Here is a 20438-nt window from a genome sequence, read left to right as displayed (position 1 = left end):
TTCGGCGACTCAGGGACCGGCCGGGACGAGCAGGCGCAGTGCACCCGGCCGGACCAGGATCTCCGCGGGCAGGTCGGCCAGCGGATCCCCGTCGGCGTACACGGCGAACGGCCGGTCGGCGCTGATGTGCACCCGCCGCCCCCGCAGCACCTGCACGTGGCGGGTGTGGACGTGCCGGCCGGTGAACACCCGCGGGAACAGTGCCAGGAAGGTCAGCCGGGACGTCCGCGAGATCAGCAGGATCTCCAGCAGCCCGTCGGCGACGTCGGCGTCGGGGGCGAAGCGCATCCCGCCGCCGTAGTACGCCGCGTTGGCCGCGGCGACCGTCCAGCCGTGCAGCGCGCGGGGCGGCCCGCCGTCGACCGTCACCGTGAACCGCACCGGCCGCCAGGCCGCCACCGCCCGCAGCGCCGCGTAGGTGTAGACGTGCCGCCCGCGCAGCAGACGGGTCTGATTGGCGATGACCTGCACGTCGGAGTCGAAACCGACGCTGGCGATCCCCAGGTACGGCCGGCCGCCGACCTCGGGCAGGTCCACCCGCCGCTCCCGAAACCCGGCGAGCTCGGCGGCGACGCGGCGGGGGTCGGCGGACAGGCCCAGCCCGCGGGCGAAGTCGTTGCCGCGGCCGCCGGGCAGCACGGCGAGCAGCCCGCCCGCCCGCGCCACCGCCCCGGCCACCGCCCCGGCCAGGCCGTCCCCGCCGAGCGCCACCACCACCCGGCCCTGCGCGGTCGCCTCGGCGGCGAGCCGGCCGGCGTGGGCGAGATCGCGGGTGGGGACGACCCGCACGTCGGCGGCCCACCGGTCGAGCTCGGCGCGGACGCCGTCGAGCAGGCGCAGCGCCCGCCCACGCCCCGCGCTCGGATTGACGATCACGGTGAGCAGCCGCCGATCGACCTCCATCCGATCAGCGTACGGCCGCGGGAACCTCGCTCACCGCACCGAGGACGGCGCGACGGGGAGATGCTCGCTGACGGCGCCGAAGAAGGACCGTTCGCCGATCTCGGGGGCATCACGCACGTCGCGCAGCACCAGGTGCTCCAGCAGGATCAGCGCCGCGTCCGCCGGCCAGAGCACCAGCCACAGCCACACTCCGCGGGCCTCCCCGACGAAGGCGGCCCGGTCGGGTGGGACGGCCAGCGGCCACATGGCGGTGGGATGCCCGGCGGCCTCGACCTTGGCCTCGGGCGCGCCCGGCAGCGTCTGCGGGTCGAGGCCGGTGATGCCCGCGAGCCGGGCACCGAGGCCCACCCCGGGCGCCTCGGCGACGAGGATCATCTCCGCCGGGCCACCCAGCGGGCAGGGGCCGGCGAGGGCGAGCGCGCTGGCCCGTGGCCCGGTGCGCTCGTCACCGGCCCAGCCGACTCCGCTGATGTACCAGTGCACCGGCATGGGCTCGGGCAGCCACACGGGCACGGTCGAGGTCGTGGCCAGGGCGTGCAACGCCTGCTCGCGGGAGGAGACGGCCGTCCGGTACGGGCTCACCTCCCCGTGCTCGTCGCAGCGGTACTGGCTGCTCCACAGGTCGGGCGGGCGGAGCGGGCCGAGACAACGAGGGCAGGCGGCAGCAATGGTCACCGGGCGCCTCCTGGCGTAGGTGGACGGAGCCGCCGGATCTCGGCGGTTCCGATATCGCTGTTCCCGCCCTTCACCACAAGCAACCGTCCCACCAGCACAGATGTGCCGATCCGCCGGGCATGACGGGCCCGTGACCGGCCCGCGAGCGGCCCGTGACCGGCCGGCGATCGGCCGGCGATCGGCCCATGAGCGGACGGTGAGCGGCCTGGGCGCGGAGCGTGGGCAGGCCTGCCGACCCGGCCTCAGCGGCCCGCGGCGACCTCGGCGAACGCCTCGTCGAGGACGTCGAGACCGGCGAGCAGCAGCGCGGTGTCGATGACCAGCGGCGGCAGCAGCCGCAGCACGTTGCCCCACGTGCCGGCGGTGAGCACGATCAGGCCGCGGCGGTGGCAGGCCGCCGCGACGGCGGCGGTCAGCTCCTTGTCCGGGCTCGTGTCGCCACCGCCGCGGACGAGTTCCAGGGCGAGCATCGCGCCCCGCCCGCGGACGTCCCCGACCACGTCGTGCCGCGCCGCCAGGGCGCGCAGCCGGGGCAGCGCCAGCTCGCCGATGCGCCGCGCGCGCCCGGCGAGGTCCGCGGACTCGATGAACCCGATCGCCGCGAGCGCCGCCGCGCACGCCGCCGGGTTGCCGCCATACGTACCGCCGAGCCCGCCGACCTGCGGGGCGTCCATGATTTCGGCCCGTCCGGTGACCGCCGCCAGCGGCATCCCGCCGGCGATGCCCTTCGCGGTGGTGATGAGGTCCGGCACGACGCCCTCGTCCTCGCAGGCGAACAGCGTGCCGGTCCGGGCGAAGCCGGTCTGGATCTCATCGGCGACGAACAGGATGCCGGCGTCCGCGCAGAACTCGGCGAGGCGGGGCAGGAAGCCGCGGCCAGGAACGATGAACCCGCCCTCCCCCTGGATCGGCTCGATGACCATCGCGGCCACCTCGCCCGCACCGATCTCGTCCCGGACGAGTTCGATCACCCGCGCCGCCGCCTGCTCGCCGCAGTGCTCGCGACCGGTCGGCCAGCGGTAGGGGTAGGCCAGCGGCACCCGGTAGACCTCGGGCGCGAAGGGCCCGAAACCGGCCTTGTAGGGCATCGATTTCGCCGTCATCGCCAACGTCAGGTTCGTCCGCCCGTGGTAGGCATGCTCGAAGACGACGATCGCGTCGCGCCCGGTCGCCGAACGGGCGATCTTGACGGCGTTCTCGACGGCCTCCGCCCCCGAGTTGAACAACGCCGTGCGCTTGTCGTGGTCGCCGGGGGTCAGCCGGTTCAGGGCCTCGCAGACCGCGACGTACCCCTCATACGGCGTGATCATGAAGCAGGTGTGGGTGAACCGGCCGACCTGTTCGCGCACCGCGGCGACCACGTCGTCCGCGGCGTTGCCGACGCTGACCACGGCGATCCCCGAACCGAAGTCGATCAGCGAGTTGCCGTCGACGTCGACGACGACCCCGCCGCCGGCCGCGTGCACGTACACGGGCAGGGTCTCGCCCACCCCCCGGGCCACCGCGCCGGCCCGGCGGGCGGCCAGCGCGCGCGAGCGGGGTCCGGGGATCTCGGTGACGAGGCGGCGGACCTGGGGCAGCCCCGGGCCGCCGTGGGCCGGCACGTTCGGAGGGTTCATCTCTTCGGCTCCCGCCTGCTCGTCCAGCCGCTGTCCACCTGGGCATCGTCCCCCGACCACGGACTCGGGACCGGCCTGTCCGCCCAGCTCAGCGCCGCCGGGCGACGGCGCGCGCCGATGCGCCGGCCGGGCGCGTTGGAGCCGCTGGGACGCCGGCGATGCGCCTAGGATGACGGTTGATGGCGACGACAGGGGCGGATCGCGATGGCTGACGTCACCTCGTTCTGGTTGGCGGGCAACCGCGCCGAGGGGGCCGCGACGATCGATGTCCGCCACCCCTTCGACGACGGCCTCGTGGCCACCGTGGCGCAGCCCGACGCCGACCAGGTCGAGCGCGCCGTCTCCGCCGCCGCCGAGGTGGCCCCGCGGTTCTCGGCGCTGCCGGCGCACGTGCGGGCCTCGGCCCTGGCGCACGTGTCCAGGGAGATAGCCCGGCGCGGCGACGAGCTCGCCCGGCTCATCACCGCAGAGAGCGGCAAGCCGTTGACCTGGGCTCGGGCCGAGGTGGCCCGGGCAAGCTCGACGTTTCGCTGGGGCGCGGAGGAGGCCCGCCGCTTCACCGGCGAGCTGACCCGGCTGGACACGGACCCGACCGGGGAGGGGCGCCTGGCGCTGAGCCGGCGCTTCCCGCGCGGGCCCGTGCTGGGGATCACCCCGTTCAACTTCCCGCTGAACCTGGTGGCGCACAAGGTCGCGCCGGCGCTGGCGGTCGGCGCCCCGATCATCGTCAAGCCCGCTCCCCGCACGCCGCTGTCCGCGCTGTTCCTCGGCGATCTGCTCGCCGAGACCGACCTGCCCGAGGGGTCCTGGTCGGTCCTGCCCGTCCCGAACAGCGAGGTCACCGGGCTCGTCGCGGACCCGCGCCTGCCGGTGGTCTCCTTCACCGGCTCCGGCCCGGTCGGCTGGTCGATCCGCGACGCGGTGCCTCGCAAACACGTCGTGCTCGAACTCGGCGGCAACGGCGCCGTGCTGGTGGCGGCCGACTACGCGGCGCCGGGCGACCTCGCCCGCGCGGCCGGGCGCATCGCCCTGTTCGCCAACTACCAGGCCGGCCAGTCCTGCATCGCCGTGCAGCGGGTCTACGCCGACCGGTCCGTCTACGACGAGCTGCTGCGCGAGATCACCACCGCGGTGCGGGCGCTGCGCGGCGGCGACCCGACCGACCCGGCCACCGACGTCGGCCCGCTCATCGACACCGCCGCGGCGCGCCGTGTCGAGGAGTGGATCGCCGAGGCCGTCGCCGCCGGCGGCACGCTCGTCTGCGGCGGCACGCGCACCGGCGCGAGCATCGCCCCGACCGTGCTCACCGACGTCCCCGCCGACGCCCGGGTGGTGCGCGAGGAGGTCTTCGGGCCGGTGGTCGTCGTGTCCGCGGTGGACGGTCTGGACGAGGGCCTCGCCCGCGTCAACGACAGCGAGTTCGGCCTGCAGACCGGCGTGTTCACCCACGACCTGACCACCGCGTTCCGCGCCCACCGCGAGCTCGCCGTCGGCGGGGTCGTCATCGGCGACGTCCCCTCCTACCGCGCCGACCAGATGCCCTACGGCGGTACGAAGGGCTCCGGCATCGGCCGGGAGGGCGTCCGCGCGGCCATGACCGACCTCACCGAGGAGCGCGTCCTGGTCCTCACCGGCCTCGACCTGTAGTCACCCGAGCCGCCGGGCGGCCGTGACGCTCGGCCGGCCGGCCCTCGACGCGGTGCGGCGGGCGGGGGNGAGCTGACAGCATGGACAGGTGACCATCGACCTGCACACCCACTCCACCGCGTCGGACGGACTGGTCGCACCGGAGGACCTCGTCCGGCTCGCCGCCGAGACGGGTCTGACGGTCATCGCGCTGACCGACCACGACACCACCGCGGGCCTCGGGCGCGCCGCCGCGGCGCTGCCCGGCGGCCTCACCCTGGTGCCGGGCGCGGAGATCTCCTGTTCCGTCGAGGTGCCCGGCGGGTCGATCTCCCTGCACGTGCTGGCCTACCTGTTCGACGCGGCCGAGCCCGCCTTCGCCGCGGTCCGCGCCCAGATCCGTGAGCACCGGGCCGTCCGCGCCCGCCGGATGGCCGACCGGCTGGCCGCCGACGGGCACCCGATCCACTGGGAACGGGTGGCGCAGCTCGCCGCCGGGACGGTGGGCCGCCCACACATCGCCGCGGCGATGGTCGAGGCCGGGCTGGTGCCGACGGTGGCGGCGGCCTTCACCCGGGACTGGATCGGCGCCGGCGGGCCGTACTGGGTCGGCAAGGAGCAGCCGGACGTCTGGCGGACCCTGCGGCTGATCCGCGACGCGGGCGGAGTCAGCGTGTTCGCGCACCCGTTCGCCAGCCGGCGCGGGGTGACGGTCGGCCCCGACGTGATCGAGCAGATGGCCCGGGCGGGACTCGGCGGGGTCGAGGTCGACCATCCCGACCATGACGCCGACGAACGGAGCCGGCTGCGCGGACTCGCCGCCGACCTCGGCCTGATCGTGACGGGATCAAGCGACTTCCACGGCAGCAGCAAGCCGCAGGGCCTCGCCGCCGAGACGACCAGCCGCGAGTCCTACGAGCGTCTGGTCGCCGCCGCCACCGGCGCCGCACCCCTCCACGGCCCCTCCCCGACCTGACCACCGCGCGGAACCCGACCGGAACCGGGCGCCCGCCTCCCGCACCCGCCACCTGCCACCCGCCGGGATGACACGGCCAGGCTCACACGCCCTTGCCGCACCCTCCGGCGCCGGCGTCCCGGTCGCACCCCGGGCTGAGCCGCCCGAGCAGCTCGGCGAGCTGGTCCTGCTCCGCCCGGCTGAAGTGGGACAGCACGTGCCGGCTCACCCCCTTCAGGTGGGTGCCGGAGGCGGCCCGAAGCCGGTCGAGACCCTGCGTCGTCAGGGTGGCGAGCGTGCCGCGAGCGTCGGACGGACAGCTCCGCCGGGCGACCAGCCCCTCGCGCTCCAGCCGGTCGACCAGCCGGGTCAGCCCGCTGCGGGACAGCAGCACCGCCTGCGCCAGCTCGCTCATCCGCAGCTCGTGGTTCGGCGCCTCGGCGAGCTGGACGAGCACGTCGTAGGAGGCCAACGGCAGATGGTGGATGGCTTCCAGCTCGGCCTCGAGCACCCTGGTGACGTGCGCGTGCGCCTGCAGCAGCCCCCGCCAGGCCCGCATGCCGCGCTCGTCGACCCAGTCCGCGTCGGTCTCGGAGCTGGCGCCGATCACCTCTTCGACTGCCATCGCGTCCTCCCGCTGCCGCCTCGATCAGCCTATGCCGTAACGTGCCCGCACCGGCTCTCCCGCGGCGGCACCGGCCGGGGCCGGGGGCGCCGCCGCGCGTCCCAACATCCAGGTCACGGCGATCGGCCCGGTTTCGAGTCAGATACCCGACAGGTCCCGAGAACCGGCGGCCCACACCGATCGACAACCGCCGGTACCGACGGATTCATCCGGGTCCTGGCACCCGTGGCTCACACCTGGCCGGCGGGCCAACGCCGACGAGCTTTCCGCGGGCTATCGTGGAGCCAACGGCGGCTCCGAGGGCCGCATCTGATGCCAATCAGTGACTGAGGTTTCCCTTGTCCCCATCCCGGCCTTCCTCCGACGCGATCCAGTCGGCTCTGGCGACGGTGCACGATCCCGAGATCGGCCGCCCCATCACGGAGCTGGACATGGTCTCGTCGGTCCACGTGCTCGACGACGGCTCGGTTGACATCACGGTGCTGCTCACCGTGTCCGGCTGCCCGATGCGCGATGAGATCATCAACCGTGTCAGCCGAGCCGTCAGCGCGGTCGAGGGGGTGCGCGAGGTCCGCGTCGACCTGCAGGTCATGACGGACGAGCAGCGCACCGCCCTGCACACGAAGCTGCGCGGCGGCATCGCCCCCAAGGTGATCCCGTTCGCTCAACCGGGCTCCATGACCAGGGTGTATGGCGTCGCCAGTGGCAAGGGCGGCGTCGGCAAGTCCTCGATCACTGTGAACCTGGCCGCGGCGATGGCCCGATCGGGCCTCTCCGTAGGCGTGCTCGACGCCGACATCTACGGCCACTCCGTGCCCCGGATGCTCGGCATCGACCGCCCGCCCACACAGGTCGAGAAGATGATTATGCCCCCCCAGGCGCACGGCGTCCGGGTCATCTCGACCGGCATGTTCACCCGCGGGAACCAGCCGGTGACCTGGCGCGGGCCGATGCTGCACCGCGCCCTTGAGCAGTTCCTTTCCGACGTCTTCTGGGGTGACCTCGACGTCCTCCTGCTGGACCTGCCGCCCGGCACCGGGGACATCGCCATCTCCCTGGCCCAGCTCGTGCCCTCCTCCGAGCTGTTGGTGGTCACCACCCCGCAGCTCGCCGCCACCGAGGTCGCGGAGCGCGCGGGCACCATCGCCGTGCAGACCCGGCAGAACGTCGTCGGCGTGGTCGAGAACATGGCCTGGCTGCCCTGCCCGCACTGCGGGGAGCGCGTCGACGTCTTCGGCTCCGGCGGCGGCGCCGCCGTGGCCGAGCGCCTGACCCGCGTCCTCGGCCACGACGTCCCCCTGCTGGCGCAGGTCCCGGTGGACGTCCGCCTGCGCGAGGGCGGCGACAACGGCGTCCCCCTCGTCGTCGCCGAGCCGGACAGCGAGGCCAGCAAGGCCCTGCGCGCCGTGGCCGACCGCCTCACCTACCGCTCCCGCGGCCTCGCCGGCCGCAGCCTCAACCTGACCCCCGCCGGTCGCTGAGGCGCAACCCCGCAGCACGGCAACCCCGCAGCACAACAACCCCGCAGCACGGCCCACGCCCGCGGGCGCCCGGTCCCCGGTGACACTCACCGACCCCCGGCCGCCCGCGGGCGTCCTGCTTCCTGCACTCCCCTGCTGGTGGGATCGAGCCCCCGTCCTCCCGCCCGCAGGAAGTTACGGTGAAGTTCCACAGGAACGCGTCGCGGCGCTGCCGGTCCGCCTCCAGACCGTCGGTGGTGATCCCCTCGGTGAGCTTCTGCGCCTGGTCGGCCGCTTCGATCATCTCAGCGAGCAGGAGGACGTCACGCCGCGTACATGGGCCGTGCTTCCGCTAGGACGGACGAGCGTAGCGACGGGTGGAGCCCGCCGACGGAGATCAGATCGACGGGCCGTCCGAACAGGCCTGCGGGGTCATCCGCGAGCTGCTCGATGTCCCAGCCCAGGCGCCGGCCAGGCTGAAGGGTGTACAGGATGTCGATGTCGCTGTCGGCGGTCGCGGTACCGCGCGTCTGAGAGCCGAACAGGGTGAACCGCCCGGCTCTGGATCCGGCGGATCGGGTCAGCTCAGGTGGCGTCGGGGTCGAAGGGGGCAGCGGCGTCGAAGGGGGCGGCGGCGTCGGGCTGGGCGATGGGCTGAGGCGGGACGGCGCGGGAGGCGGTCGCCTTCTTCGGGGGCGACGACTTCGACAGCAGCGCGGGCGTCGACGGGGCCGGCGGCGCGGGGGTGTCCGCGGCGGGGCGGCCGGCCTCGCGGGAGGCGTCCTTCGGCAGGGAGGACTTCGTCAGCGACGGGGTCGCGGGCGTGTCGTCGCCGAGGAGCAGCGCGTCCAGCGCGGTCCGCTTCGTCAGGTACGGCGGCAGCGGGGGCTCGTCCTCGAACAGGTGCTTGCGGACGAAGGTCTTCGGATGCAGATCCCGAATGTCGAGATCGGCGAATTCCGGGCCGAGCTCGGACCGCAGATCATTGCGCATGCCGTTGGCCATCTGCCGGAGCTGGCGGAGCATGCGCCCCGCGTCCCGGGCCGCCTTGGGCAGCCTGTCCGGGCCGAAGACGAACAGGCCGATCAGCAGCAGGACGACGACTTCACCCCACCCGACACCGTTGAACACCGGCTGAGCGTACCTCTCCCCATGTTGCCGCGCGGAACTCCTGGGCAACGAAAGGATGTCCAATACTCAGTTCTGTTGTTCCTGGAGTGTCATTTGGGTGGTTGCGGTGACGCCACCGCGCACGTAGGTGACGGTGACCTTGTCGCCCACCCGATGCAGCCGGGCCGCCACGAGCAGATCGTTCGTCCCGCGAATCGTGTTCGCGTCGATCCGGGTGATGACGTCGCCGACCCGCAGTCCGGCCCGGGCCACAGGGCCGTCGGGAACGAGGCTCACCAGCCGGGCGCCGGGCACCCCGCCGATGGCCGTCGCCTCGCCCGTGGTGACGGTGGCGGCCGAGGCGCCGACGTAGGGATGGGTGGCTCGACCGGTCGCGATGAGCTCCTGGGCGACGGAGCGCGCGAAGTCCACCGGGATGGCGAAGCCCACGCCGATGCTGCCGCTCTGGGTCTGCTCCTCGTGGCCGGGGACCGCCGCGATCGCCGCGTTGATCCCGACGACCTGCCCGAGCGCGTCGAGCAGGGGACCGCCGGAGTTCCCCGGGTTGATCGCCGCGTCGATCTGGATCGCGCCGATGAGGACCGTGGGAGCGCTGCCGTTCTCGGCCGGCACGGTCGGATTGCGATCCAGGGCGCTGACGACGCCGGTCGTCACCGTCCCGGACAGGCCCAGCGGCGCCCCGATGGCGACGACCGGCGCCCCGACCACGAGGGAGCCGGACTGGCCCAGCGTGGCGGCGGGCAGCGGCGTCGGGGCGGGAATGCGCAGCACGGCGAGGTCGGTCTGCGGGTCTCGCCCGACGAGCTGGGCCTGGATCTGGCCGAACTCCTGGTAGCGGCGCACCGAGATCGGGCTGCCGCTGGCGACCGCGGACGCGATGACATGGTTGTTCGTGAGGATGAAGCCATCGGAGCTGATGATCACTCCGGAGCCGGTGCCGCCGCTGCCGTCGTCGCCCACCCCGCCGACGTCGACCGTCACCACGGTGGGCAGCGCGGCCGCGGCGATCGCCGCGACCGTGCGCCGGTCGGTGACGGGAGCCGGGCTGCCGACGGAGAGCGTCTTCACCGGTTGGACGCTGGTGTCGCCCGTGGTGATGGCGACGGCCAAGCCGCTGATCGCACCGCCCAGCAGCCCCGCGACCAGCACACACGCCAGCAGTACCCGTCGGCCGAGGACGACGGGGGCACCCCCCAGCCCCGCGCCGCCGCCCGGCGCCGACCGTTGCGCCGACGACGCGGGGTACGCGGAGCCGGCGTCGCGATCGTCATCGCCGTCACCGCCGGCGCGCGGAGCCGGCGTCGCCTCCCCGCCGGGACCGGCGATCCCGACGCGCCGAGCGGGCCGCGCGGGCCGCAGGGCCGTCACCGATCCGGCTCCCCGGCGGGACTCCCGCGCCGGCGCGACGCTCACCCCCGATCCGGCGCGTCCGTTCGGAGCCGGCCTGGCGTCGGTGGCCCGGCCAGCACCCTGCCCGCGGGCGCCGGTTGCCGCCGACCCGCCGCGGTTTCCCGCGACCGACTGCGACCCCGCAACCGACTGCGACCCCGCGACAGCAGCGAAGATCCCTGCGGCCTGCGCGGCGGGCTGCCGGCTACCGGCAGTCGCCGGTGTCGACACCGCCGGCCGCTCCACCCTGCTCGCGGCCGCCGAGGCGCCGCTGGGCTCGCCGCGAAGGCCGGCGGCATCGTCGTGGGCGACTCCACCGCGTTGGGCTACGGCGCGTTCGGCACCGGCGCGTTCGGCACCGGCACGCTCGGCACCCGCACGCTCGGCACCCGCACGCTCGGCACCCGCACGCTCGGCACCCGCACGCTCGGCACCCGCACGCAGGCTCCAGGTCCGGCCGCCGGCCCGGGTGGCGCGGTCCGCACCGTCCGCACCATCCGCCGTGGCCGCTGTGGCCGCCGTGGAGCCAGGGCCGCCGGTGCTGCGGCCGGAGTGCCGCCCGTGCCGGGCACCGGTCGACGGGCGCTGCCCACCCTCACCGGGCGGCGGCACCGGCGGCCGGCGGGACGCGGGACGCGCTGCCGGAGCCGGAGCCGGCCGGTCCTGGCGGGCCGTTTCCGGCCCTGCGGACTCGGAACGCGGACCCACTGCGCCCTTGGTGTGCATCTCGTCGAGCACCTCGAGCCCGTCCGTCGCGCCGGTAGCGCTCGCCCGCAGCCCGGCGTCGTCCCGCGTGGGCAGCACGCCGTCGGGCGACGGCAGTTCGGGGCCGTCACCCGACGTGACGCCATTGGACGTCCCGGCCGCACGGGCGCGCTCGACTCGCCGTTGCGGCTCACGATCCCCCGCCGGCCCCGCTCGACCCGCCGGCCCCGCTCGACCCGCCGGCCCCGCTCGACCCGCCGGCGCAGCCCCCGGCGTCGGTGCGGTCCCCGGCGTCGGCATGCTGCCCGGCGTCGGCGTGCTGCCCTGGGCCGGCATGCTGCCCGGCGTCGGCGTGCTGCCCTGGGTCGGCAGAGTGACCTGGGCCGATGCAGTCGCCGCCGGCGGCGCGGACCGCCGGGCTCCCGAGATCGGCATCGCGCGCACGGGCGGCTCCGGGACGGCGTGGGTGGACGGTCTGGAACCTGTCTGGGAACCCCGTCCGGTGGCCTGGGTTCGCGGGAGGGCGGCGCCGGCGCGAAACCCGGACCGTCCCGCCACGAGAGCACCCGCCGCGGGTTCGGAAGACGCCGCCGGCCTGCCGGTCAGGGCGGTGAGGTCGGGCCGGACGCCCCCGGGCGGAGGCACCTCGGCGGGAGGAGCTGCAGAGGGAGGAGCTGCAGGCGATGGCACCGCGGGCGGAGACCCCGCGGAGCGGCTGGTCGGGTCTCCCGCGGCCGACGCAGCGCCGGGCCGCGGGTCGGTGGAGGGGGGCCAGGCGGCCGGAACCGCTCCGTTGAAGCTCCGGGGCGGCGGGCTGGCGGGCATCGCCGCCGAGGTCGACGGGATGGTCGTCTCGTCACGGGCGCCGGGGCTCTCCGGCCGCCGGTCCATGCCCCGCTCGACCGGAGCCGAACCACCGGCCCGGACGACGGTCCCAGCGGCACCGGCAGCAGCAGCACCGGCAGAAACAGCGGCACCCGCGGGACCGCCAGAGGTGGCCGGAGCCGCGGAACTGGCCGGAGCGGCGGAACTGGCCAGAGCGGCAGGAGCAGCCGGATCGGCGGGGCTGGCGGCATCGGCATCACCGGCGACGGGCCGGCCGGCGGGCTGAGGCTCCCCGGTCGGTTCGGTCCCACCGCACCCGGGCATGGCGGACGGATCGATGACCACGGATGACCGTTCGAGGCGCCGCGGCCTGATCGGCGTGTCCACCGGCTCCATGCCGGCGATCGCCGCCTTGTCGTCGTTGCCGTCCACCACGACCTCCCGACTCGCTCGTCGCGCGACACGGCGGAACACCGGCAACCGGTTCCGTCCTGGGAGGCCCCGCGCAACGACTCCGAGCGGGTAACACGGTAAAGCCTCACATCAGAGCAGAGGAGACCTCTCCTGCTGAACAGTCGAAAAAAGACTTTTCAGGTATCGATCAGCAGCATCCTCCCGCCACCCTGACGGGGGTGAAATCGCCGACGGTCTCCGCTGCTGCGCGGGATGACCGCCACGTGCGGGCACCCCCGGAAGGGAACACGGGGGCAGCACGGACGCGACCGACGCAGGCTCGGCGGGTGAGCACATGTTTCCGCGACGTTCAGTACTCGTCAACCGCGGACGTCCGGGAACGCTACGTCAACGGCGCAACGAAACCTTCATCGGCGTGAACATGGGGATCAGGCGCAGAGAGCCACCGGCCGGGGAGCCTGGGACGACCACGGAGGAAACGGTCGGCACGGCGATGGGACCGGCCGGACGGGCGTTGCCCCGACCGTCCGAGACGGCGGCGCCGGTGACGGCGAGCATCAGCAGCGCGGCGGAACCGAGCAGGGTCCGACGCATGCTCGAGCGGCCCTGGCCGGGCCGCGGGGGTGGCGACGGCCGCAGAGGAAGCCGATCACGCGATCCACCCGGTCGAGCCCCTTGCCGGCGCCCGGTGCCCCGCCGCGCGGCCCGGGGACCAGGCCTCGTCCTGCCGGGCGGCTCGGTGGATCCGCGGCGCGATCTGCGCCGGGACGCCACTCGATCGGACGCCACCCGATCGGTCGGCTGGGCCGCGGACCGGCCGTGGCCGGTGGCATCGGGTCGGCTGGGCGTGCGCCTGGAGGGCGACAAGGGCGAGGGGCGGGGATCTGCCATGGTGCGCTTCGGCCACGGCTCGCTCGCGCCGATGCGCAGCAGCCGGGCGGCGACGTCGTCCGGCAGTCCCGGATCGCCCAGCGCGACCAACCGGGCCTTCACCTGGCGGAGCGCCACCACCTCACGCTGGCAGTCCGCACAGCCGGCGAGATGCGCGAGCGCGCGGTCCCGCGCGTCGTGATCAAGCTGATGATCGATGAGGGGCGAGACCCGGTCGCCAAGATGCTCGGTCACGCGGGCCGCTCCGCAGGAGCACCACCCTTGCTTCCGGCGGGAACAACTCCACGCCGCCGCCCGCCCCTGCCACGCCCGTCGTCGCGGCTTCGTCGCGAGCCGGGCGAGGCAGCAGGTTGATCATACTCGGCGTCGGCGGCACCGGGCGCATCGGCCCGGCCGGCCGGGGCCGCGGGACTGGCGTAGACGTCGTCGGCGTCCTCGGCGGCGACCAGCATGGCGCCGTCGGCGGTGCGGGGCGCCCGGTCCGCCAGCGCCGCCCGCAACATCGCCCGTCCGCGCGAGATCCGGCTGCGGACCGTGCCGAGCTTCACGCCGAGCGTCTGGGCGATCTCCTCGTAGGAGAGCTGTTCGATATCGCACAGCACCACAGCGGCCCGAAAGTCGGGCGGCAGCGCCGCGAGCGCCGCCTCGACGTCGGCATCGAGATGAGCCTCGGCGTAGACCGCCTCAGGGCTCGCCTCGCGCCCGGCCAGCCGCTCGGTGTCCTCGGGCAGCGCGTCGAACCGGATCTTCTGTTGCCGGCGCATGCGATCGAGGAAAAGGTTGGTCGTGATCCGGTGCAGCCAGCCCTCGAAGGTGCCGGGCGTGTAGTCCGCCAGGGACCGGAACACGCGCACGAAAACGTCCTGCGTGAGGTCCTCGGCGTCGTGGGCGTTGCCGGTGAGACGGTAGGCGAGCCGATAGACCCGGTTGCCGTGCTCGCGGACCACGTCCTCCCAGGACGGCGGCACCCAACCGGAAACATCTGAGGTGGCGGCGGCGCCGGCGGCGTCGGAACCCGCCCCGGAGTCCTGTGCAGCCACGGCCGCCTCTCGGTCGGTTCGCGTCGAACGTACCCGACGAGCCGGCCAGGGAGCGGCGAATCCCGCTGCGGACACCGATGTTTCTCCCCTCGTTCCTCGACACGATGCGCGTTGACCAGATGAACGCGCCTCTGTGCTCTCCCGTTCCCGTAGGCTGCGGATGTCATGCCGGACACCGACATCGGCGAGCTTGACTCCGCCGCCGCCTACGCCGAGGGCTTCCTGTTGGAAGACCCGATCCTTCGTGCTGCCCGCGCCCGCGCCGAGGAGGTCGGGATCGTCCCGGTCAGCCCGGGCGCCGGTGCGGTCCTGCGATTCCTCGCCGCCGCCGTGAGCGCCCGCGCGGTCGTCGAGATCGGCACCGGTACCGGGGTCTCCGGTACCTGGTTGCTGCGCGGGATGCGGCCCGATGGAACCCTAACCACCATCGACGTCGAGGCCGAGCATCTCCGGCTGGCGCGCCGCACCTACGCCGACGCCGGGATGGCGCCGGGCCGCAGCCGGCTCATCACGGGCCGCGCCCTCGACGTCCTCCCACGCCTCACCGACGGCGCCTACGACCTGGTGTTCTGCGACGCCGACCGCCGAGAGGGCACCGAGTACCTCACGCAGGCGCTGCGGCTGCTCCGCCCGGGCGGAGTGGTCGTGTTCGCGGGCGTGCTGGCCGAGGGCCAGGCGGCCGATCCCGGTGCCCGCGGCCCGGACGCGGTTGCCGTCCGCGAGCTCGCCACCGCCGTGCGCGATGACATGCGGCTCACCCAGATGCTCCTCACCACCGGCGGCGGCCTGCTGGTTGCAGTGGTCGCCAAGTCCTCACCCGTCGGCTAGGACCTGCGGGGGCGGCCCGGGGTAGCCCGTAAGGGTCAGCGTCAGGCCGGTCGACCGGTCCTGGCAGCAGCCCGCCCGGACGCGGCGCCCAGGCCCGGTGCCGTAACTGGACGGAACCCGCCCGCAACCGCGGCGCGCCGGGGGTCTGGCCCGCTCGGCGCGTAAGGTGCCCTCAAGCGTGACATTTCGACGCCTTGGGGAGTGGATGGCACCGGCGGCCCGGGAGTACCGGCGCTACGACGACTTCGGCGGGTACGAGGGCGACGGTCGCGATATCCACGCCGACCGTGGTGCCCACGCCACTCGCACCGATCGGGCCCGTTCGGGTGCCTACCCGGACATCGGTGCCCGCGGGGAGCGCCGAGACTACGACGGACGCGGCGGCTACCAGGACCACGGCGGCTACGACGACGGCGGGACCTACGACGACGGCGGTGGCTACGACAACGGTGGGGGCTACGACGACGGTGGGGGCTACGAGGACCCCCGGGCCTCCTTTGACGACCGCCGCCGCCACGACGACCGCGGAAACTTCGGCAACCGCGATGGCCATGCCGACCGCACCCCCTACCCCCGCGATCCCTACAACGGGCGCGATCCCCATGCCGGCCACGGAGACCGCGACGGCCGCGGAGACCATGGCCGCGGCCGGCACGACGGTCCCGATGAGTACGCCGGCCGCGGGGGCTACGGCGATCGAGGCACCCAGCTCGATCGAGGCACCCGGAACGGTCGCGCCGCCCAGGGTGGTCGCGACAGCCAGGCCGATCGCGGCATCCAGGGCGATCGCGGCATCCAGGGCGATCGCGGCATCCAGGGCGATCGCGGCATCCAGGGCGATCGCGGTAGCCGCCCCATCCACGATGAGCGCACCGACCCCGGCATCCACACGAACCGCCGTGAGGGCGCCGACCGCGTCGACCGCGGGGCCTACAGCGGCCGCGAGGGCACCATCGGCCGCGAGGGCACCATCGGCCGCGGGAGCAGCGTCGGGCGCGGGGGCCATGACGGCGGCGGGGCTGGTCTCGCCGGCGGCGCGAGCTACCGCTCGCGCGCAGGGGCCGATCCTCGCGGCGGGGCCGACGAGCGGGAGGCCGGGCCGCCTGGCGCCGCCGCGCGGGACGGCCTGCTGCGCTACGTCGTGTTCGTACTGGTCGTGGCCGTCCTGGCCGGCGCCGCCGGGTACGCGCTGAACCGGATGGTGGGACCGGCGCACCAGGCGCGCACGGCGCCGGCCGCGGGTCCGGGTCCGGGTTCGGGTCCGGCGAGCCCATCCGTGGCAAGCCCGGGGGCGGCCGGCACTCCGGGACTCCCCACCGGCACGGCCGACCCGACCGGCCCAGTCCAGGGCGGTGCCGGCGGCCTCCTGACGAACCTCACCGCCGAGCAGGTCGCGATCAGCCTGGCCAAGGCCGGCCTGCCGTTGCACACGACCGTCGTCTACACCGCCGCCACCGACCCCGACCGGCTCCTGGGCACGGCGGGCGGCTACTCCAGCCGGATCGCGTTCAGCGACTCCCGGGTGGGCTCGAACGAGGTGGCGGGGGCGCCGGCGGGGGCGATCGAGCGTGGCGGCGCCGTCGAGGCGTTCCACGACGCGGCGGCCGCTCAGCGGCGGGCCACCCGGCTCCTCACCGTAACCAAGGACAATCCGCTGGTCACGGAGTACGTCTACGTGCGGGGCGGCGTGGTCCTCCGCGTCTCCCTGGTGCTGACCGACGGGCAGGCGAAGGGCTACGAGACGGCGCTGCAGCGGCTGGCTTCCTGAGCGAGCGACCACCCGGGCCGGGCTGGCGGTGCTGGCCAGGACCGGGCGGGGCCGGCCGCCGACCGGCGTCCGGCCGTTTACGCGGGTCCGTCCCGCGAGGAAGGATGATCCATGAACATCCGGGAGTTCTATGGCGAGGAGCCGCGGCGGCAGGCCTCCGCCGAGGTCCCCTTCGGGGACGGGTGGACCGACCACCATGACATCCACAGCACCTACCGGCTGAGCTGGGTCGAGGACACCCGGGAGATCTACTCGGTCCGCGAGCCGCACCCCGGCGGGATCCTCGCCCGTTACCTCGACCAGCTCCGCGTCGACCAGGCGGACATCGACGAGCTGCGGGTCGAGATCCTCGCGGTGGCGGACCGCGAGGCGATCGAGGCGGCGCTGGCGGGCTGGCCCGCGGTGATGGAGGAGCACGACAGCCTGCGCTGGGCCCGCCGCCAGCTCATCAGCCTGAGCTCGGCCGGGGCGACCCCCTGACCGGCGCCCGCCCCCGGACCGGCGCCCGCTGCCGGGCACCGGTCGGTCGCTAGCCGACCTGGGTTGACGCCTCCGCCGGCGCCGGCGTGATCACGTCCGCCGGCGAGGTGGCGTCCGCGGCCAGCCAACGCAACAGGGTACGGACCCCCCAGCCCGTGCCGCCGCGGCTGATCTCGCCGTCGTCGGAGTCGGACCGCGCCGTGCCGGCGATGTCCAGATGGGCCCACGGCAGCTTCCCGGCGAACTCGCGCAGGAACAGCGCGGCGGTGATCGACCCGCCGCCGACGTCCAGCGCCCGGCCGATGTTGGCCAGGTCCGCGACCGGCGAGTCGATCGCCGGCCGGTAGTCCTCGGTGAGCGGCAGCCGCCACACCCGCTCCCCGGCGGACTCGGCCGCGGTGGTCAGCTCCGCGGCGAGATCGTCGTCGGAGCTGAACAGGCCCGCGGTGCGCCGGCCGAGCGCGACGGCGATCGCCCCGGTGAGGGTGGCCAGGTCGACGACGACGTCGGCGCCGAGCTCGCCCGCCGCGTAGGCGAGGCCGTCGGCGAGGACCAGGCGCCCCTCGGCGTCGGTGTTGAGCACCTCGACCGTCGTGCCACCCCAGCAGGTGATGACGTCGCCGGGGCGCATGGCATTGCCGCCGATCATGTTCTCCGCGATGCAGAGCAGGCCGGTCACCCGACCGGGCACGCCGAGCGCCGGCAGCGCGGTCATCGTCCCCAGCACCGCGGCCGCGCCGGACATGTCGGTCTTCATCCCGATCATCGACACGGCCGGCTTGAGCGAGAGGCCGCCCGAGTCGAACGTGATGCCCTTGCCGACGAGAACCCGATGGCGGGCGGCACCAGCCCCGTCGTACTCGATCCGGACCAGCCGCGGCGGGCGCGGCGAACCCCGGCCCACGGCCCGCAGCCCGCCGAAGCCCTGCTCGGCCAGTTCTCGCGGGCCGAGCACCGTCGCGGTGAGGCCGGCCGCGGTCGCGATGCGCACGGCCCGGTCGGCGAGCCATTCCGGCGACTTCACCAGGCTCGGCGTGTTCACCAGATCGCGGGCGATGTACACCCCGAGGGCCACGGCACGGGCCGCCCGCAGCGCGGCGAGCGCCGCGGGATCGGCCGCGAGGTCGGTGACGACGACCACCTCGCGCAGCGGCCCGCCGGCGGCCTCGGCGGCGGGCGCTGACGCCCCGCCGCCCGCGTCCACGGCGGGGCCGGCGGCGTCGATGGCGGGGCCGGCGGCGTCGACGCTGTCGAGCCCGGCATCGTCCACCGTGATCTCGTTGACGTTCAGCGCGTCACGACCGGGCGCCTCGGCGCCGGCCCCGGCGGCGGGCCGGGTCCGGGCGTCCGGGCCACCGCCCGCCGGACGGCCGGGCTGACCGGCCCGCTCCAACAGTCCGGAGACGCGGTAGGAGCCGAGGGCGACTCCCTCGGCGAACGCCCGCAGTTCGACCGGCGCGGGCTGCGCGATCACCGCGAGCCGCGCCGCCGCGCCGGCCCGGCGCGCCACGGCGGCGCCGGCGGCCCGCCAGTCCCCCGGCTGGCCGGCGCCGACTCCCACCACGAGCAGCCTGGTGATCGAGCGCTCCGCGCCGGTGAGCGGGACGACCAGCACGGAGCCGGCGTCACCGCGCAGGGACTCGGTCTCGACGAGCCGGTCGAGGTCCACCCCGAGATCGGCGGCCGCCCGCCGGGTGGCCGCCGCGAGGACCGGCCCGTCCTCCCCCGCCGCCAGCACGACGGCGACGACAGAGGCCGCCGCGTCGGTGGCGCTCCCGGACCGCAGAGTGATCTCCGGCGGCGACCCGATGAGAGCATCGAGCACCGGACTCGACGCGGATCCGTCCATGGTCATCTGACCCTCCCTCATCGCCGCCGCCCCCGGCCGTCGGGCCGGCCAGCCCCGCCCAACACGGGTCGGCCGCCCGGCCGGGACGCATCAACAGCTAGCTGACCGCGGTCTTGAGGGCGTCCCCCAGCGCACTCGCCTCGTCGGCGGTGAGTTCCACAACGAGCCGACCGCCCCCCTCCAGCGGGACACGCATCACGATGCCGCGCCCCTCCTTGGTCACCTCGAGCGGACCGTCACCCGTCCGCGGCTTCATGGCCGCCATCGGTGCACCTCTTCCTGCCGTCGGACCTGCGTCTGGCGACGATTATCCCGTAGACCGGACCGCAAACCGAAACACGTCTCCCCGCGGCATCACAACGGTCGGCGGCACCGACATCGGACGGTGGGTGTCCGGTGTCGACGGACGCGCTCACGGTCGGTCTCGCGTGACCCAGATCGACCGTCCGTCAACGGGATGCCGAGACGCGCGGGACGCGGGCCGGTCAGTCCTGCCGCTTGTCCAGCGGCACGACGGGGTGCTCCCGCACCGACGGCTCGGGGCCGATGCGCGCGAAGGTCGCCAGCCGGACGAGTTCGTCGTCGCGCCGGGCCAGCTCCTCGTCGCGCCAGGCCAGCTCCTCGGCCAGGCGCAGCAGGACGGCGTCGACCTCGGCCATCCGGTAGCCGCGCGGCGCCATCGCGAAGCGCAGTCGAGTGACGTCGCCGGCCGTCACCGTGCCGGCGGGCAGGCCGACGGAGGCACCGTCGGGCGGCGCGGGGGCCAGCCGGTCGAAGCGGCCGACGGCCAGCGCGGCCACGGCGAACACGACGGCGGCCACGATCACGATCTCGACGACGAGCACCACGGGTCGATCGTGCCATGCCCCGACCACCCTGGTCACCCCGCCCGATCTGGCAGTCTGGCCGGGTGGACGCCGACCCCGCCGAGACGACCGCCCCGACGCCCCACTCCCCGGCCGACTCCCCGGCCGACTCCCGGACCGCCGCGTCGCCCCTGGCCCCACGCCCGCCGCACGCCGACCGGACCGGCCAGGACGGCGCACCGGGGCCGGGCGGGCGGCCGCGGCAGGGGCCGCTGCGGCTGGGCCGGCGGGTGTTCGGACCGTCGGAGCTGGTGGTCATGGCCATCGTCAACCGCACGCCGGACTCGTTCTTCGACCGCGGCGCGACGTACGGACAGGCCGCGGCGCTCGACGCCGTCGACCGCGCCGTCGACGACGGGGCGGGGATCGTCGACATCGGCGGGGTCAAN

General features: G+C 74.8%; 18 protein-coding genes and 1 pseudogene. 7 read left to right on the top strand and 12 right to left on the bottom strand.

Features of this window, described 5'->3' with window-relative positions:
• Nucleotides 1-9 precede the first annotated feature (9 nt).
• The 3 genes from FF36_RS03470 to gabT all read right to left on the bottom strand — a co-directional run bounded on the left by FF36_RS03470 (nt 10) and on the right by gabT (nt 3197).
• A complete protein-coding gene (locus FF36_RS03470) occupies nt 10-903 on the bottom strand; it encodes a diacylglycerol/lipid kinase family protein (RefSeq protein WP_044883475.1) in 894 nt (297 codons plus the stop codon).
• A 30-nt stretch (nt 904-933) separates the two neighbouring features.
• Nucleotides 934-1578, bottom strand: coding sequence for a DUF6758 family protein (locus tag FF36_RS03465; protein WP_044883474.1), 645 nt, complete (start codon nt 1576-1578; stop codon nt 934-936).
• Between the two features lie 242 nt (nt 1579-1820).
• Nucleotides 1821-3197 carry a 4-aminobutyrate--2-oxoglutarate transaminase gene (gabT, locus tag FF36_RS03460; protein ID WP_044883473.1) on the bottom strand — a complete coding sequence of 459 codons (1377 nt, stop codon included), beginning with the start codon at nt 3195-3197 and terminating at the stop codon, nt 1821-1823.
• A gap of 204 nt (nt 3198-3401) precedes the next feature.
• Between gabT and FF36_RS03455 the strand changes: the two genes are divergently transcribed.
• Together FF36_RS03455 and FF36_RS03450 are read left to right on the top strand one after the other, a co-directional pair.
• The gene (locus FF36_RS03455) at nt 3402-4844 is read left to right on the top strand and encodes an aldehyde dehydrogenase family protein (protein WP_044883472.1); all 1443 of its coding nucleotides are present in this window, start codon (nt 3402-3404) and stop codon (nt 4842-4844) included.
• 88 nt (nt 4845-4932) lie between these two features.
• Nucleotides 4933-5799, top strand: a complete 867-nt coding sequence (locus tag FF36_RS03450; protein WP_063925255.1) for a PHP domain-containing protein — start codon at nt 4933-4935, stop codon at nt 5797-5799.
• Between the two features lie 82 nt (nt 5800-5881).
• Here the strand turns inward: FF36_RS03450 and FF36_RS03445 are convergent, their stop codons facing one another.
• Complete coding sequence (locus FF36_RS03445; RefSeq protein ID WP_044883471.1) at nt 5882-6403, bottom strand: MarR family winged helix-turn-helix transcriptional regulator; 522 nt, start codon at nt 6401-6403, stop codon at nt 5882-5884.
• A 338-nt stretch (nt 6404-6741) separates the two neighbouring features.
• On the opposite strand from FF36_RS03445, the gene FF36_RS03440 reads away from it, so the two are divergent.
• Nucleotides 6742-7884, top strand: a complete 1143-nt coding sequence (locus FF36_RS03440; RefSeq protein WP_044883470.1) for an Mrp/NBP35 family ATP-binding protein — start codon at nt 6742-6744, stop codon at nt 7882-7884.
• 302 nt (nt 7885-8186) lie between these two features.
• Here the strand turns inward: FF36_RS03440 and FF36_RS36970 are convergent, their stop codons facing one another.
• From FF36_RS36970 to sigE, 5 genes are all read right to left on the bottom strand, one after another.
• A complete protein-coding gene (locus FF36_RS36970; protein WP_255355706.1) occupies nt 8187-8408 on the bottom strand; it encodes a nucleotidyltransferase family protein in 222 nt (73 codons plus the stop codon).
• A 40-nt stretch (nt 8409-8448) separates the two neighbouring features.
• Nucleotides 8449-8994, bottom strand: coding sequence for a Sec-independent protein translocase protein TatB (gene tatB, locus FF36_RS03435; RefSeq protein WP_044883469.1), 546 nt, complete (start codon nt 8992-8994; stop codon nt 8449-8451).
• 66 nt (nt 8995-9060) lie between these two features.
• Nucleotides 9061-10407: a S1C family serine protease gene (locus FF36_RS03430; protein ID WP_082121654.1), complete on the bottom strand. Its 1347-nt coding sequence runs from the start codon at nt 10405-10407 to the stop codon at nt 9061-9063.
• Nucleotides 10408-12714: 2307 nt separating this feature from the next.
• Nucleotides 12715-13452 (bottom strand): anti-sigma factor family protein, encoded by a 738-nt coding sequence (locus FF36_RS03425; RefSeq protein WP_044883468.1) that lies wholly within the window; start codon nt 13450-13452, stop codon nt 12715-12717.
• Complete coding sequence (gene sigE / locus FF36_RS03420) at nt 13449-14258, bottom strand: RNA polymerase sigma factor SigE (protein WP_044883467.1); 810 nt, start codon at nt 14256-14258, stop codon at nt 13449-13451. Before sigE ends, FF36_RS03425 begins: the two co-directional genes overlap by 4 nt.
• Before the next feature lie 165 nt (nt 14259-14423).
• Here sigE and FF36_RS03415 point away from each other — a divergent pair, with 165 nt between their 5' ends.
• From FF36_RS03415 to FF36_RS03405, 3 genes are all read left to right on the top strand, one after another.
• A complete protein-coding gene (locus FF36_RS03415) occupies nt 14424-15086 on the top strand; it encodes an O-methyltransferase (protein WP_044883466.1) in 663 nt (220 codons plus the stop codon).
• Between the two features lie 178 nt (nt 15087-15264).
• Entirely contained in the window at nt 15265-16854 is a 1590-nt protein-coding gene (locus FF36_RS36965) for a hypothetical protein (RefSeq protein ID WP_242422265.1), read from the top strand.
• 111 nt (nt 16855-16965) lie between these two features.
• Entirely contained in the window at nt 16966-17334 is a 369-nt protein-coding gene (locus FF36_RS03405; RefSeq protein WP_044883465.1) for a hypothetical protein, read from the top strand.
• A 49-nt stretch (nt 17335-17383) separates the two neighbouring features.
• Here the strand turns inward: FF36_RS03405 and FF36_RS03400 are convergent, their stop codons facing one another.
• From FF36_RS03400 to FF36_RS03395, 3 genes are all read right to left on the bottom strand, one after another.
• Complete coding sequence (locus FF36_RS03400) at nt 17384-19189, bottom strand: leucyl aminopeptidase family protein (RefSeq protein ID WP_242418166.1); 1806 nt, start codon at nt 19187-19189, stop codon at nt 17384-17386.
• A 91-nt stretch (nt 19190-19280) separates the two neighbouring features.
• Nucleotides 19281-19448, bottom strand: a complete 168-nt coding sequence (locus tag FF36_RS32355) for a DUF3117 domain-containing protein (protein ID WP_011438211.1) — start codon at nt 19446-19448, stop codon at nt 19281-19283.
• A gap of 220 nt (nt 19449-19668) precedes the next feature.
• Nucleotides 19669-20031: a DivIVA domain-containing protein gene (locus FF36_RS03395; protein ID WP_044883463.1), complete on the bottom strand. Its 363-nt coding sequence runs from the start codon at nt 20029-20031 to the stop codon at nt 19669-19671.
• Nucleotides 20032-20045: 14 nt separating this feature from the next.
• On the opposite strand from FF36_RS03395, the pseudogene FF36_RS40320 reads away from it, so the two are divergent.
• Nucleotides 20046-20437, top strand: a pseudogene (locus FF36_RS40320) (dihydropteroate synthase); the annotation flags it as partial.
• Nucleotide 20438: the final 1 nt, after the last annotated feature.

The organism is Frankia torreyi, assembly GCF_000948395.1.
Classification (GTDB): Bacteria; Actinomycetota; Actinomycetes; order Frankiales; family Frankiaceae; genus Frankia; species Frankia torreyi.
This window is presented reverse-complemented; position numbering and strand designations above follow the sequence as displayed.